Here is a 14438-nt window from a genome sequence, read left to right on the forward strand (position 1 = left end):
CGCCGCCAAACATCAACCCCATGCCGCTTCATTAATGTCCCGTTTAAATGGGTAGGGGAGCTATTGCTCGCAACATTGAAATTGCTGCCGATGAGGCACTGCGTCGGCCAGCCGGACACGCAGTGGCAGTTTATGAAACATTCAGGCTAGCAGGCTGTCGGACTTGAAGTTTTGCGCTCATCAAACGTAACGCTTCTGGCGAGTCAGGGTAATTTTTTTAATTGCGGACGGCGTTGGTCGCCGATGTGCTCGAATCGGAGCGTTTCGCATGTCCCTGGCACGGCTGTTTTGTACGCGATTGCCGCCCTTCGGGCTACTTCAGGCCATTTTCAATGCGCTCATTCGCTTGATGTTCCATGCAAGGGCGACCAAGTTCCATTCGTTGCCCACGTTCGTCACGCCGCGCACCAGAAACTGACGGAATTTCATTGCATGTTTGATGATGCCGAACACGGGTTCGACCGTCTGCTTGCGTAAGCCGTAATCGGCTCGGCCGCTGCGGGTCTTGAGCCGGTGAGCCATGGCGGTGACAGCGTCGGCATCGACGTCCAGTGGCGGCGGCTCGGTGAAGCGCTCGAGCACGGGCTCATGGTGCTGCGATCGTTTCGTGGCGATCATTGGCGTGATGCCGGCCTGCTCGCAGGCATCGACATTGGCGGCGCTGAAGTAACCGGTATCGGCGAGGAATTGAGATGGCCTGCCCAGGTGTTCCTGGTGCCGCTCCAGCGCTGCCAGCATCGGCTTGACTTGTTGACTGTCGTTACCCGCCTGCGTCACGAAACTAGCAACGATGAGCATGCTATTGGTATCAACCGCCGCCTGCGCGTTGTAGCACTGGTCAAAGCCCCCGCCAGTCTTCATGATGCGCGACTGCTCATCGGTCAGGTTTATTTGATCCTTGTCTTGCGGTCCGCTGGTTGGCGGCTCAGGGTCCTTGCCGCCTGGCTTTTTGCCAGCGTCACGCTTGGCCTGGCGCTTGGCCAGCTTCGATTCATATTCTGCCTGGGCTTGCGCATCACGCTCTTGCGCGCGTTCCTCGAGCTTGCGTTTGGCTTCGCCGAGTGCTGCAAGGCGCGTCTCGCGGCGCGCGATCTCCTCCGGCACATCCATCCCGTCGGGGATTTTCTTACGGTCCTCGGATTCGGCCAGCGCCATCAGCTGTTGGATTTCCTGCCGCAACTGCTGTTCGATCTTCTTGATGTAGCCCCAGGACAGAGCGCTATGCTTGCTCGCATTCGCCTTGAACTTGCTGCCGTCCACACTGATCTTGCCCATCTTGAGCATGCCCATTTCGCGCGCCAGCATCAGCACCTGAACGAACAACTGCTCGAATTGCGCGCCGAACCGACGCCGAAAGCTGGCCAGGGTATCGTGGTCGGGATGGGTGTTGGCCGCGATGTAGCGAAATGCCACCGAATCATAAGTCGCGCGCTCGATCTTGCGGCTTGAAGTCCCGTCGAGTACCCGTAAATTAGCAAACCCAACAGCACTGCCGGATGGTGGGCCGCCGATCCACGACCGGCATATTGACGAGTTAATTCGGTCAAATTGAGACTGTCAATCACTTCGACAATGAAACGCGCAAGATGATTCTCGGGCAGCCAGTCCTGCACTGAAGGAGGGAACAGAAAGTCGGTCTGTCGATCTACTGGAATAAAACTGCTCATCATCGCCTCACTCGTGCCAACTCATCGGTAGCTGCCATTTTACCGGTACCGCGATTTTATTTCGAGGGCTAAGTCCGACAGGCTGCTAGGGCAGAAGCGGTGTCCAAATGTCAGCACCGACCCCGTGCAGCTTCGCAGGGACCGCGGTGCATAAATGTCGGGCTGCTGACGGGAAAATTACTCTGACCGATTCGGCTTGCCCGGAAGGACGCAAGTGAGGTTGCCTCGGCCAAGTCGCGCCCGGCCGTTGTCACGGATGACGCGTGCCTGGATTAGTGCTTCGCCTTCATTTCGTCGGCAATCTCGTCGCCACCGCCCTGGTTTTCGCCCAAGTCGGCGTCGGCGCTTCCTTCGGGAACGTCGCTCGCAGCCCGCGCGGCAGGCGGCGGCTGGCCCATGGCGCCGCCAACGCCGGGGTCGGCCGCAGGCCCGGTAGACTTGATCGCACCTTCGGATGGCGGCGCGTTGTAGTCAGGTGTTTGCAAGACTTCTTCACCGACGACCTTGTTGGCGTCGCTATTGGCAGTCGGATCGGCAGGATGGCTTGGTATGGGAAGTTGGCCTTCCAGGTGGACATCTTTGTTGATTTTCATGATTACTCCTCAGTTGATACGTTGATGATAGCGAAAACCTTTGTCGAACGGCACAGTGTTGCCGCGCGACCATAATTGCGCGCTTCAGAGCTGGGTCCGACTGTCGTCGCGCGCCGGGTGTGCAGGATGTGCTATTCAGTTACGCCATCCAGTGCTGCTTGGCCGGTCGCACCAGGTGGCGGACATGAAAGACGTGCACAAGGCCAGACGAGCCTCGCACTTTGCGACGACGACCTCCAGCTTCGAGGTTGGCGCTGCCGCGCAAAATTAACACCACGAACACTGCGTTAAGGCGTAGACACCAAGGAACGCGCGCCGCCATCCCACGGACGTAACACCATGACCCGCATTATTTTTTCATCGCCTTCGACGGCCTGGCTATCTTGCCAGGCAGCGTCTTTTTCCGCTTGACCGGCACATCCTTTTCGCCCGGATCCAGAAAAAGTAGCGTATCAACGTAAGACACCATGCGGCTCAGGTAATCCGGCGACACTGCCTGCATCATCGCCAGCGAACGCAGCACCAGCATGTGCGAATTGATCGGCCCCGCATTTTTCGGCGCCTGTTTCATGGCCTGTGACAGCTGTCTCTCGACGCTCATCCTGGCCCAGGTAGCGCGTGATTCGCGCACGGTTTTCAGTTCGAGGGGGAGGGGGCTGGCCGCGGTTGTGCGCGATGTTGCAAGATGTACGGGCGCGTGCCCCGGTGTAGCGGCCAAAGCAGGTTCCAGTTGCGACACCAGTTCAACCAATGCCGTACATTGCTGGCGCGCCTCCAGCGTGGCGCACAAATGCCGCAAGCCTTTGAAATCGCTCTCTGAAAACAGTTGCTGCAGCTCGCCGACCGCTCGCGGATGCTCCTTGCAAGCAGCAGCAAGAAGCTCGGCCGCAGCAGAGCGCGTCTGCGCAAATCGCCCGGCAAATGCAGCCGCCGCTCGCGCAAGCTTCGCCTCCAGCAAACGCCGCACGCTTCCCTCATGCACCGCCGCGCGCCGCGCCAGCGTTTCGAGATAGTGCCACCCTGCGGCATCATAGCGTTCGCTGCCCTGATCGCGCATGCTTGCAAGCAGTGCGTCGATGCCAGATTGCGCCATCTGTATAGCAGCGTCACCCATTGGCAGGCGCTTTGGCAGGAGCCGACTTGGGTACCGGCGCCATCTCCACCCGCCGGTTTTGCGCGCGCGCGGCGTCATCCAGGTTTGGTTTTACCGGCTGCTCCGAACCGAAGGCAGCGGCAAACACCATCGACGAAGGCATCCCTTGCTCGACCAGCGTGCGCGTCACCGTCAGCGCACGCTGCGCCGACAGTTCCCAGTTGTCCGCAAACGGCCCGTTGCGGATCGCCTTGTCGTCGGTAAAGCCGCTGACCATCAGCATCTCGTCGCGCGCGGCGAGGTAAGCGCGCAGCGGGCCCACCAAGCTGCTGAGCAACTGTCGTCCATCCGGCTGCAATTGGTCCGAATTTTGAGCGAACAGGACCTGGCCACTGATGCCGATGCGGCCATTGTTCAGGGTGATGCGGCCGCTCGCCAGCGGAACCGCCAAGGCCTTCTCGAGCGTCAGTCGGCGCTGTTCTTCGGCATGCCGCTTCTTGACTTCTTGCTGCAGGTTGGCGGACAGCTCCATCTGCACGCCAACCACCGCCACCAACAGCAGCACGAAGGCGCCCAGCAGGCCGGCCATCAGGTCGCCAAAAACAGCCCAGACCGGCGCGCCGTGTTCGGATGCGTCCAGATCGTCCATCATCCGACTTTGTCCGCCTGCAGGGCCGGCAGCTGGCGCAGCTGTTCGACAATCTGCTTCTGCGAACTCATGGAAAGGTCGATGATCTCACGCGCTTGTGCCACGTAGTAGGCCAACTGCCCGTCACTGCGGGTCATCGACTTGTCTAGGGCGACTTCAATGCGGTCGAGGTTGGATGCGAGTTTTTCATTCGCTGCATTGAAGGAGTTGACGGCCACGCCAAAGGAGTCTGCCAGACTGGCCACATCCACTGCGCTGCTCGTGACACTGGCGGCAATCTCGGAAAGCTTGCCTGTTTCGCTGGCGATGTCTGCGGCGAACGCCGTGCTGGCGTCGTCAAGCTTCACTGACGACGACGCCACCAGCGCGTCGATCACTGCGCGCTGTTCGTGTGAAGCATGGTTAATCACGTCCAGCAGGGCGTTCAGCGTTTCCATGATGCGGCTGCGTTCTTCCAGCAGAACATTGTCGCGCGCCAGGCTATGGGAGATTTCCTGGCGTAGCTGGCCGATGACTTCGGCGGCTGCGCGGGGCGCCTCGGCGGCGGTCTCGACCAGGCGCATGATCGGCGCTTCCAAAGCGGTGCCAAGGGTTGTTAAATGCGTGGTGACGGCGGCTTGCAGTTCGCCCAAATGCGCCACCGCCGCGTCGCCACGCGCTGCCTCCTGCGTGCGCAGCGCGCCGAGTTCGGCCTGCAGCAGGCCGGCCAGCTGATCCATGCGATCGCGGTGCTGGTCCAGCCACTGCGCTTCGGACATAATACGCGAGCGCATCAAGTCTTCGGCCGTCGTGACCAGGCGTGCCGTGTCCGCGAGCGACTTGCCGGCGTCGGCCTGTACTTGATCGGCAAGCTCGCGCACGGCGTGCGTGACGGCGCTGCAGACTTCCCGCTGCTGGGCGAGCACCTGGCCTCCGCTTTCCTGCAATTGGTGCGTGAGCGTTGCCGCCATTGCTTCCAGCGACTGCGTCCAGGCCTGCCGGCTCTGCTCGTCTTGCGCCCCCTGCCGGGCCTGCAAGCCTGCATGCGCGTCGCCAACTTTCTCGATCAGTGCGCCTGCGCGCTGGTCGAAGGAGGCGCTGAACGCTTCCAGGGAACGCCCCATTTCGGTGGCAAGGCTGCGATTGGCTTGCTTCTGGCTGTCGAGCGCGGCGTCCCATGTAAGGGCAACGCTGGCGGTGGCAACACTGAAGCGATCGGCCATGCCGTCGAGCTGTTGCTGCACGGTACCGGCAGTGCGCTCATGCATCGCTCTGGCTTCCTGCGCGATGCCATGCATGGCCGCTTCAAATATCGGCCTGATGCTCTCGCCCGTCGCCTGCGCGCTACCGGCCAGGCTTTCGCGCAGCGATGTGTCGACCGAACGCGCCAGCGCCGTGTAATTCTCGCTTGCACTGCTGTGGAACTGTTCCTGGTTGGCGAGCAAGCGCTGGTTCAGTTGCGTGCTCATCGCTTCGATTTGCAGCATCATTGCCTGCAGTTTGTCGACCACTTGCGGCAAGGCATGCGACTGCGACTGCAGCGCCCGGAAGGTTTCTTCGCGTTGACGGGTGTGCGAGAAGATGCTCAGCGCCGAAGCGGCCTTGGCGTCGAGGAGCTGGCCTGCCTGCATCCGCTCGTGACGGCAGAGCGCCGACATCAATCCCAGAACCGCCGAGGCCGCCACACCGGCAACCGAGGTGCCGAAAGCCAGGCCGAGGCCTTTTACCGGCACCGCCAACGCCGAGCGCATGGCGTCCAGGTCGGCAGTTTTTTCCAGGGTAAAGACGGCTCCCTTGAGTGTGACCACCATTCCCAGAAAAGTACCGAGCATGCCCAGCATGACCAGCAAGCCGACCAGGTAGGGTGTCAGGGAAGGGCCGGGCAAGCCGGCGCGCTCGCCCTCGATACGCAGGCGTACGGGATGCTGCAGCGAACCATCGACACCAGCCAAAAAGTGGTTCAAGTCCGGAAGGTCTGCCGGGATCGCACGCAGCGCCTGCGTGAGGCTGGCGCTCGCCTTGCGGAAGCGGTACAGCTCCAAGGCGCCGGCCAGATACACGACGAAGATCAGCGCCGTCATCGCCATTGCCAGGGCGCTGGAATCGATGAAGCCGTAGCCGACCCAGATGACTGCCAGCGCTCCAATGCAAAAAGCAAGGTTAAATAAAACTTTATTCATGATTTTCTTGTTGATTGAATGCTTCAAGGAGTCCTGCGCTCGGCTGCAAGCGCAGTTCAGCTTCGGCCAGCAGCAGCGTTTGCAGGTGCTGGCAAAAGCCAGCCAGCCAGCCGCCGGGTTGCATCCAGGCCGCCGGGCTATCTGCCTGGCCGCTCGCGGCGACCTGTTCCAGATGCGCGCCGTACTGTGCAAGAAAGCGTTTTTGCAGCAGCACCGGCACCCTGGCCAGCAGCTGGCTCTCGCGCGGGCGCAAAAATTTGTCCATTACGGCGTCGAGCTCGGCCAGCTTCCTCAGCTGGGGCGAGGCCTTGGCCAGCGCCGCGCGCAGATTCACGCGCAACGGCTCGACGCTCAGCTCCATGTCGCGCTGGTGCGCTTCATAAAATCGGCAGTATGGCGCATACGATATTTCCGCTTCGAGCAGCAGCGGCAGCTTGATCGGCGTGTTGGTGCCCGTGGGCGCGCAGCTTTTCGTGATCGCGTTGATCATGAAGGCGCGGATTTTCTCAAATTCAGCAAGCAGTCGCGCGCCGGTCACTGCGCGCTGCTCCGGGCTCTGTGCCGGTAGCTTGGCCACGCCGTTTTCATGTACGGACGATAAGGCGATCGCGTCGGTAAAGTGCATCCACCGTCCCAGCTCGTCCGCAAAGTCACCCGTTGGCTCGGCGCCTTCCAGCAGGTCGAGCTCAGCAAGGCAGCGGATGAGTTGGGAACTATGGAAATTTGTAGGAGGAAGGACGCGCGTCATGGCGCAGGGAGTCAGGGTCGAAACGGAGGCGGGTGTCTGGGTGCGGACGCCGACATGCGGGCTTGTGCCTTATTTCTTGGAAATAATGTTCCAGGATTATATCGGCTATGAGTGGGAAACTCAAATCCGGCGGGTTAAGGCCGATGGCAGGGGCGATTCGTCGCGCCCCATCATCGACAGTGCCGTTGTCGACTTCGAACTGCTATTCTGCCATTAGCGGTGCCCGTTACGCGGAAAAGGGCAGGTAGCCGCGCAGTTGTCAGCGCAGCCGTGAAGATGCACGGCTGTTCGGCGCGCCGCCTTCGCGCGACATTCAGTGCATGCGTCTCGAGCATGAGAGCGTCAGGCAAAGCGTCCCGCAGTACAGATAACAACGACTTGGAGAGAACATGCAAGAACAACTTAGCTATGTACACGGCGCGCACGACGTTCCATTGATCGGCGAAACCATCGGCCCGTTTTTGGCGGGCGTCGCCCGGCGGTTTGCCGACAATGATGCACTCGTGGTCCCTCATCAAGACGTGCGCTGGACCTATGCCGAACTCAATGCCCGCGTCACCCGATTGGCGGCGGGCCTGCTGGCGCTGGGATTGCGTCCGGGGGACCGGGTTGGCATCTGGTCGCAGAACTGCGCGGAATGGGTGCTGGTCCAGTTCGCCACAGCGCGGGCCGGGCTGGTGATGGTGAATATTAATCCGGCGTACCGACGTTCGGAACTCGAGTACGTTCTCAATAAAGTGCAGTGTTCGGCCCTGGTGATGGCACCCGCATTCAAGTCGAGCGACTATATTGCCATTATCGAAGACGTGGTTCCCGAAGTGCGCGGCAGCGTGCCCGGCAAGCTTCAGTCGTCCGGTCTGCCGCATCTGCGCCATGTCATTCGCCTCGGTACCGAGAAAACCCCCGGCATGCTAAATTTCGACGACTTGCTCGCAGCGCCCACTACGGTGCAGCTGGCGCAGCTCGCAGACATCGAAGCGGCGCTGCAGTTCGACGAGCCCGTGAATATCCAGTTTACGTCGGGCACCACCGGTTCGCCCAAAGGGGCGACGCTTACTCATCACAATATTCTGAACAATGGATTTTTTGTGGGTGAGGCGATGAAGCTCGGTCCTGCGGACCGGCTGTGCATTCCAGTTCCCCTTTACCACTGCTTTGGCATGGTGCTTGGAAATCTTGCCTGCGTGACGCATGGTGCCACGATGGTGTTTCCAGGCGAAAGCTTTGAGCCGAAAGCCGTGCTGGCAACTGTAGAAGCCGAGCGCTGTACCGGATTGCATGGCGTGCCTACGATGTTCATCACATTGCTCGATCATCCGGATTTTGCCAACTATGATCTGTCGACGCTGCGTACCGGCATCATGGCTGGTGCGCCGTGTCCGGCGCAGGTGATGAGCCGGGTCATCGAGAAAATGCATCTCGCCAAAATCACCATTGCATACGGGATGACCGAAACGTCACCAGTAAGTTTCCAAAGCTCGGTCGATGACCCGGTCCATTTGCGCGTCTCCACCATCGGGCGCATCCATCCCCATCTTGAGGTGAAAATCGTCGATGCCGCCGGCAGAATCGTCGCGCGCGGCGTCAAGGGCGAGCTGCTCACGCGCGGCTATTCGGTCATGCTGGGATACTGGGGCGACGAAGAAAAATCGCGCGAGGCCATCGACGCTGCCGGATGGATGCACACGGGGGACTTGGCCGTGATCGATGCGCAGGGCTTCGCGGCAATTGTTGGCCGCGCCAAGGACATGGTCATTCGAGGGGGTGAGAACATTTATCCGCGCGAGATAGAAGAGTTTTTATACCGCCACCCCAAAGTGCTCGACGTTCAGTGCGTGGGAGTGCCGGACAAGAAATATGGCGAAGAGCTATGTGCCTGTGTTGTGCTGCGGCCGGGCACGCAGGCGACAGAAGACGAAATCCGCGCGTTTTGTTCCGGCCAGATCGCCCACTACAAGATTCCACGCTACGTACGATTTGTTGAAGGCTTCCCGATGACGGTGACAGGAAAGATTCAAAAATATTTGCTGCGCGAACTGGTTACAACCGAACTGGGCTTGGCCGGGTAATCCCTGCGTGCGCAGGGCAGGCGCACTGACATGAGGTCAGGTGCAATGTCCTGAAATGATCGAAACTGGTCTGCCAGTGAGCGGCGGGAACTGCGCCGCACTATCACAATGGAGGTCTATACTTCACCACCAAAAGAAAGCCTCCCATGAAAACGTGTCTGATTGTGATCGATGTCCAGGAATCGTTCCGCCACCGTCCGTATTTCACCGAAAGCGGCGCGGCCGCCTACCTGCAGTTCCAGAACGACTTGATCGCAGGCTGCGAAGAACGCGGCATCCCTATCGTCCGGGTCCTGCATACGGACGGCCCGGCCCAGGCGGACAACCCATTCGCGCTCGAGTCTGGCCACGTGGTGCCGATGCGCGGCTTGCGCGACTTTACACCAGCAGCCAGCTTCCTCAAGCGCCGCCACAGCGCGCTGGTAGGCACCGGGCTGGACGTCTGGCTCACCGAACAGGGGATAGGGCGCCTGATCATCAGTGGCATCCGCACCGAGCAATGCTGCGAGACAACGACCCGCCATGCCTCCGACCTGGGCTGGACCGTCGACTACGTCACCGACGCCACGCTCACGTTCGACATGCTGCAGCCAGACGGCAGCGCCCTGAGCGCAGCCGACATCACATCGCGCACCGCCACGGTCCTGAGCGAGCGTTTCGCCACCTTGTGCACGGTGGAACAAGCCTTGGCGCGAACTGCATGATCGACGTGCTGTTCCTGCTGCTGCCGGGCAGCCTGATCCTCGATTGGGCGGGCCCGGCCGAGGCGCTGCGCATCGCCAATGGGCTGATGCACAAGCAGGGCAGGGCGGCGCCGTTCGCGCTGCGCTTTTGCGCGCCGCGTGCCGAATCCGTCAGTTCGGTCGGCGTGCAGCTGTCCGGTCTTGAAGCGCTGCCCGCCTCGCTTGCAGCGCATCCCAGCTGGGTGGTGCTGGTGGGACAGGCCGGTCCGCGCATCGGCATCGACTCGCCCGACACAGGCGCCTTGCTCGACTGGCTGCGCCCCCTGCAGCTGGCGCCAGGCCGGCTTGAGCTGGTCACCATTTGTGCCGGTGCAGTCCTGGCTGCCCACGCGGGCTTGCTGGCGGGGCGCCGCGCCACGACCCACCACCACCACCTCGATGAACTGCACAGCGTGGCGCCGGCATGCGACGTGGTCCGTAATCGCGTATTCGTGGAGGACAGCCCCGTCTACAGCAGCGCAGGCGTCACCACCGGCATTGACCTGATCTTGCACCGGATTGACGCCATCTGCGGCCCGGCGCTGGCGGCCCAGGTGGCGCAGACCATGGTGGTGGCGCTGCGGCGTGGCCCGCACGACCCTGAGCTATCGCCCTTTCTTGCCTACCGTAGCCATGTGCATCCGGCGCTGCACCGGGTACAGGACGCAGTGAGCCAGTCGCCCCAGTCGGATTGGTTGGTGCCGGGCATGGCGGCGCTGGCCCACACTTCGCCACGCCACCTGACGCGCTTGTTCCTGGAATATGCGCAGATTGCGCCCTTGCAGTACCTGCGCCGGATCCGGCTGGCCGTGGCCCAGACGGCGCTGGCGTCGGGCGACAGCGTCACGCAAGCGGCAGCGGCGGCCGGCTTCAGTTCGGATACCCAGCTGCGGCGCGCTTGGCAACACTTTGCGGTGCCCGGCACGCCATCACGCCCTGTGAGCTTGGCCGGGGTCTGACCACGCCACGGGCAGTGCCGCCATCCGTGCATGGACAGTCGCCTTTGCCGTCTGACCTGCGCGTAGAATCGGCAGACAATGTAATACACCACGGAGAAAAACGATGACACGAGTTCGCGTTGAAGGCTTCACCGTTTCACTGGATGGCTACGGCGCAGGTCCGGATCAAGACATCAACAATCCGCTCGGTATTGGCGGCACGGAGCTGCACAAGTGGCTATTTCCGACGCGCACGTTTCAGCACGCCTTGTTCGGCAATGACGGCGGCACGACCGGGGTGGATGATGATTTCGCCGCCCGTGGCTTTCAAAATGTCGGGGCTTGGATTCTTGGAAGGAACATGTTCTCCCCCGATCGTGGAGACTGGCCGGACCCGGACTGGAAAGGCTGGTGGGGCGACAATCCGCCGTATCACGTCCCCGCCTTCATCTTGACCCACTATGCTCGTCCCCCCATCGAGATGGAAGGCGGCACGACGTTCCACTTTGTTACCGGCGGCATTCACGAGGCGCTCGACCGCGCACGCGAGGCAGCAGCGGGAAAGGATGTGCGGATCGGCGGCGGACCGGAAACGATCAGGCAGTATCTCCGCGAAGGCCTGATTGACGATCTTCACTTTGCTATCTCGCCCGTCCTGCTGGGCCGCGGAAAGCCTCTGTTCGAAGGGATCGATTTGCGCTCTCTAGGATACGCGTGCGTGCAATCAGTAGCGTCAGAGAAAGCCACGCATGTCGTGCTGCGGCGGCAAGGGCACACGCAGGCATGAAATTGCGTTAAAGTTTTCTAGCTGGCTTCCCAGAGAGCCGGGCGTTCACTGCCCGGCAGTCACAGTCAGGGGGCCACTAAACAACGATTGCGCCCGCCTTCCTTGGCTGCATATAAAGCCTCGTCGGCGCGCTTGAAGGTCAGCGCGGGGTCTTCTCCTCCCAAGGAGTCGGCAATGCCGATCGATACCGTCACCTTGAAACCGGGACTGATCGAGGTGAAATCAATTTCCTCGATGTGGCGCCTGACCCGCTCAGCGGTGATAATAGCGCCTTCGCTGGTGGTGCCGGTCAATACCATGGCGAATTCCTCGCCGCCGTAACGGCCGAAAATATCGGTCTGGCGCAATGCATCGCTGGCGGTCCTGGCGATCTGTTGCAATACCTGGTCGCCCGCAAGGTGGCCGTGCTGGTCGTTGACCTGCTTAAAATGGTCCACGTCAACAATACACAGCGTGAATACGATGCCGGTTCGGTCGCAGCGCAGTTTTTCGTTGCGGATGGCTTCCATCAGGAACCTGCGGTTAAATACGCCCGTCAGTTCATCGCGCATCGCAAGGTCTTCAATGCGCTGCAACGCTTTTACCAGCTCGCCGTTTCGCAGCGCTAATTCATTGAAATTTTTCTTCACTTTTTTGCGCAAGTTGGCAATAAACCCACCAAGGCCGCTAAACTGCAAAAAAGTCGCGGTGAGCGAAAACCACTGCAAGATTTCAAGCTTCAGATGGATTTCAGCCGGCCGGAACGTCTAAAGCATCACGATCATCACGGCATAGCCGCCGATGACGACGGAGCTCAAGGTCATGAAGTCGCGCATGCGAAACGGGAACAGGCCGTACATGGCCGCCGAGATCACCAAAATAAGGAACACCGGCCGCGATTGCTGCGAGTGGAACATCACGTAATAGCCGGGCAAAATTGACGTCGACACTTGCGCCAGCGTCATGCTTGGATCGGCAAAGCGCAAATTCTGGTTGCTACGGATCATCACGAAAAAGAAGGCGACCAGCGCCAGTACCGTGGCGACGTAATTGCGGACGACGTCAAAACCGTAATCGCCCAAATACCAGAATGCCAGCACCAGAGACAAGGTCACCAGATAGGACAGGGAGCCGATCAGCATGCGGCGCTCACGCAGCGCTTGATCCGACCTTGACTCATTTGCGCTTGCTGCGCCCTTACTCGTCATTTTCTGCTCGCTCTGAGACAAAATGCGTCACTCTGTTTAGTAATAGTATTTGAATGAAAACGAACGTCTTGTCGAGCCTGGCTGACTGTTCAAGTACCTGCCAGGTCCGCTGAGATTTTTATACCGCCGGCCCTAGTTTGAAGATGCCGCCATAAAGAGCGGCGACCATGCTCAGCAATGACAGCACTGACAATGCCAGTGTCCACCACAACACCGGCGCTGACCTGCGCCAGGCACCTGTGCAAGCTGCGACGAGGCAGATTGCAAACGCCAGCCACCACGCACTGTAGTTCGCGAGGAAGAAAACACTAAAGGAAGTCTGCGGTGCACTGAAGCTGCGATAGATATGCTGGAATTCCTGGGCCATGCCCTTGCCAAGCGCGACGAGCAGCATGGCTTGCAAGATTAGAAAAAGCGCGTTCGCAACGCAGGCAAGGGTAAAGCGGGCAGTCGTCATGGCACCGGATAGAAGGAAGTCAGGGCAGGCAGTATGCCATGTTCGCCGGTCGGGTCCGTATTCGGATTGAAGAGTTAGAAGCCTCAATTCGCTAGACGAGTTGTGTCAAGTAAATGCGCGTCGTCACGCATTGCGCAAGGACGCGCCGGCGCTGGCCTGGTGCCGCCAGGCCGCCGAACATTACTCTCAGGCAGGCACCGGTATGCATATCGAAAACAACTAAGCGTAGCGCAAGCCTGCCGTATCATGGCGCATCATCCACTTCAAAGGGGCTGCCTCATGCTGCGTAAAACCTGTATCGCCTTGTGCTTGCTGCTGTCCGCACCCGCATGGGCACAAACAGAGGCGGCCCCGGCCGTAGTCGACAAGCCCGGCACGGTGCTCGTGGTCGGCCAGCGGCCAGGTCCTGGCATGTGGAAAATCTCAAAGGGCGACCATGTGCTGTGGGTGTTTGCCACCTATTCGCCACTGCCGGTCAAAATGCAGTGGCGTTCGCAGCAAGTCGAGGCCATCATTTCGCAGTCGCAGCTGTATCTGTCGCCGCCTACGCTCGGTGCAAGCGTGGGCCTGTGGGGTGGCTTGAAGATGCTGCCGCATATGGTGGGCATGCGCAAGAACCCTGGCGGGGCGATGTTGCGCGACGTGGTGCCGCCCGAAGTGTATGCGCGCTGGCGCGTGCTCAAGGCAAAGTATGGTGTTAGCGACGATGCGGAAAGTGAACGTCCTGTATTTGCCGCCGAAACGCTGTACCGCGCGGGCCTGCAGCATGCCGGCTTCGCGACGGGCGACGAAGTCGCAACAGCCATCCAGGCGCTGCTGACCAAGAACAACGTCAAGGTGATGAATTCGCACGTTCAGCTGGACGTTCCCAATCCCGGCAAAACGCTCAAGGAGTTCAAGCAGGGATCGATGGATGATGCGGCCTGTTTCAAGACCACCATCGAACGCCTCGAAATTGACATCGATGTGATGCGCCAGCGCGCCAATGCCTGGTCCAAGGGCGACCTTGGCGAGATCCGGAAACTGAGCTTTGCCGACCGCGAAGCGGCCTGCCAGAGCGCGATGGCAAGCAGCCCGGCGTTGCGGGATGGCTTGGGGTTGGAGGGGGCGGAAAAGCGCGTGCGCAAGCTGTGGCTCGAAGCGGCCGAGCACGCGTTGGCCACGCACACCACCAGCTTCGCCATGCTTAAGCTGAGCAACATACTTCGCACAGACTATGTGATGACGGATTTGCAGGCCAGAGGCTATACGGTGTTACGTCCTTTGAAATCCTAGGCTCGCCGGGGCGCTAAATCCCGGGCTCTTCGAGGGCGTTCAGTAAACTTTCACCCATGGCAGCGTGGGACGTCATGCAAAAAAGATAGGCCAG

At 60.5% G+C, this 14438-nt stretch carries 13 protein-coding genes and 1 pseudogene; 5 read left to right on the forward strand and 9 right to left on the reverse strand.

The genetic code is table 11. The annotated features are described in order from the left end of the window. Positions 1-318 precede the first annotated feature (318 nt). From ACP7D4_RS26760 to ACP7D4_RS26785, 6 genes and pseudogenes are all read right to left on the reverse strand, one after another. Positions 319-1667, reverse strand: a pseudogene (locus ACP7D4_RS26760) (IS1182 family transposase). A 272-nt stretch (positions 1668-1939) separates the two neighbouring features. Then, a complete protein-coding gene (locus tag ACP7D4_RS26765; protein WP_426212373.1) occupies positions 1940-2260 on the reverse strand; it encodes a hypothetical protein in 321 nt (106 codons plus the stop codon). 349 nt (positions 2261-2609) lie between these two features. Next, a complete protein-coding gene (locus ACP7D4_RS26770; protein WP_426212375.1) occupies positions 2610-3374 on the reverse strand; it encodes a DUF2894 domain-containing protein in 765 nt (254 codons plus the stop codon). After that, on the reverse strand, positions 3367-4002 hold the full coding sequence (locus tag ACP7D4_RS26775) for an OmpA family protein (RefSeq protein ID WP_426107611.1): 636 nt from the start codon (positions 4000-4002) through the stop codon (positions 3367-3369). The genes ACP7D4_RS26770 and ACP7D4_RS26775 overlap by 8 nt, the downstream gene beginning before the upstream one ends. Continuing rightward, entirely contained in the window at positions 4002-6161 is a 2160-nt protein-coding gene (locus tag ACP7D4_RS26780; RefSeq protein WP_426212377.1) for a DUF802 domain-containing protein, read from the reverse strand. Before ACP7D4_RS26780 ends, ACP7D4_RS26775 begins: the two co-directional genes overlap by 1 nt. After that, positions 6154-6909: a DUF3348 family protein gene (locus tag ACP7D4_RS26785; RefSeq protein WP_426107579.1), complete on the reverse strand. Its 756-nt coding sequence runs from the start codon at positions 6907-6909 to the stop codon at positions 6154-6156. Before ACP7D4_RS26785 ends, ACP7D4_RS26780 begins: the two co-directional genes overlap by 8 nt. A 389-nt stretch (positions 6910-7298) precedes the next feature. On the opposite strand from ACP7D4_RS26785, the gene ACP7D4_RS26790 reads away from it, so the two are divergent. The 4 genes from ACP7D4_RS26790 (at position 7299) to ACP7D4_RS26805 (ending at position 11425) form a co-directional block, all read left to right on the forward strand. Next, entirely contained in the window at positions 7299-8978 is a 1680-nt protein-coding gene (locus ACP7D4_RS26790; protein WP_426212379.1) for an AMP-binding protein, read from the forward strand. A 146-nt stretch (positions 8979-9124) separates the two neighbouring features. Continuing rightward, positions 9125-9682: an isochorismatase family protein gene (locus ACP7D4_RS26795; RefSeq protein ID WP_426107581.1), complete on the forward strand. Its 558-nt coding sequence runs from the start codon at positions 9125-9127 to the stop codon at positions 9680-9682. Next, positions 9679-10659, forward strand: a complete 981-nt coding sequence (locus ACP7D4_RS26800; protein ID WP_426212380.1) for a GlxA family transcriptional regulator — start codon at positions 9679-9681, stop codon at positions 10657-10659. The genes ACP7D4_RS26795 and ACP7D4_RS26800 overlap by 4 nt, the downstream gene beginning before the upstream one ends. Before the next feature lie 103 nt (positions 10660-10762). Continuing rightward, positions 10763-11425, forward strand: a complete 663-nt coding sequence (locus ACP7D4_RS26805) for a dihydrofolate reductase family protein (RefSeq protein WP_426107583.1) — start codon at positions 10763-10765, stop codon at positions 11423-11425. A 65-nt stretch (positions 11426-11490) separates the two neighbouring features. Here the strand turns inward: ACP7D4_RS26805 and ACP7D4_RS26810 are convergent, their stop codons facing one another. From ACP7D4_RS26810 to ACP7D4_RS26820, 3 genes are all read right to left on the reverse strand, one after another. After that, positions 11491-12132: a GGDEF domain-containing protein gene (locus ACP7D4_RS26810; RefSeq protein WP_426212382.1), complete on the reverse strand. Its 642-nt coding sequence runs from the start codon at positions 12130-12132 to the stop codon at positions 11491-11493. A gap of 39 nt (positions 12133-12171) precedes the next feature. Further along, positions 12172-12546 carry a hypothetical protein gene (locus ACP7D4_RS26815; RefSeq protein WP_426107585.1) on the reverse strand — a complete coding sequence of 125 codons (375 nt, stop codon included), beginning with the start codon at positions 12544-12546 and terminating at the stop codon, positions 12172-12174. Between the two features lie 184 nt (positions 12547-12730). After that, the gene (locus ACP7D4_RS26820; RefSeq protein ID WP_426107586.1) at positions 12731-13069 is read right to left on the reverse strand and encodes a hypothetical protein; all 339 of its coding nucleotides are present in this window, start codon (positions 13067-13069) and stop codon (positions 12731-12733) included. Between the two features lie 279 nt (positions 13070-13348). Here ACP7D4_RS26820 and ACP7D4_RS26825 point away from each other — a divergent pair, with 279 nt between their 5' ends. After that, positions 13349-14344, forward strand: coding sequence for a TraB/GumN family protein (locus tag ACP7D4_RS26825; RefSeq protein WP_426212384.1), 996 nt, complete (start codon positions 13349-13351; stop codon positions 14342-14344). Positions 14345-14438 lie beyond the last annotated feature (94 nt).

The organism is Massilia sp. TWP1-3-3 (assembly GCF_049897805.1).
GTDB lineage: Bacteria > Pseudomonadota > Gammaproteobacteria > Burkholderiales > Burkholderiaceae_D > Telluria_A.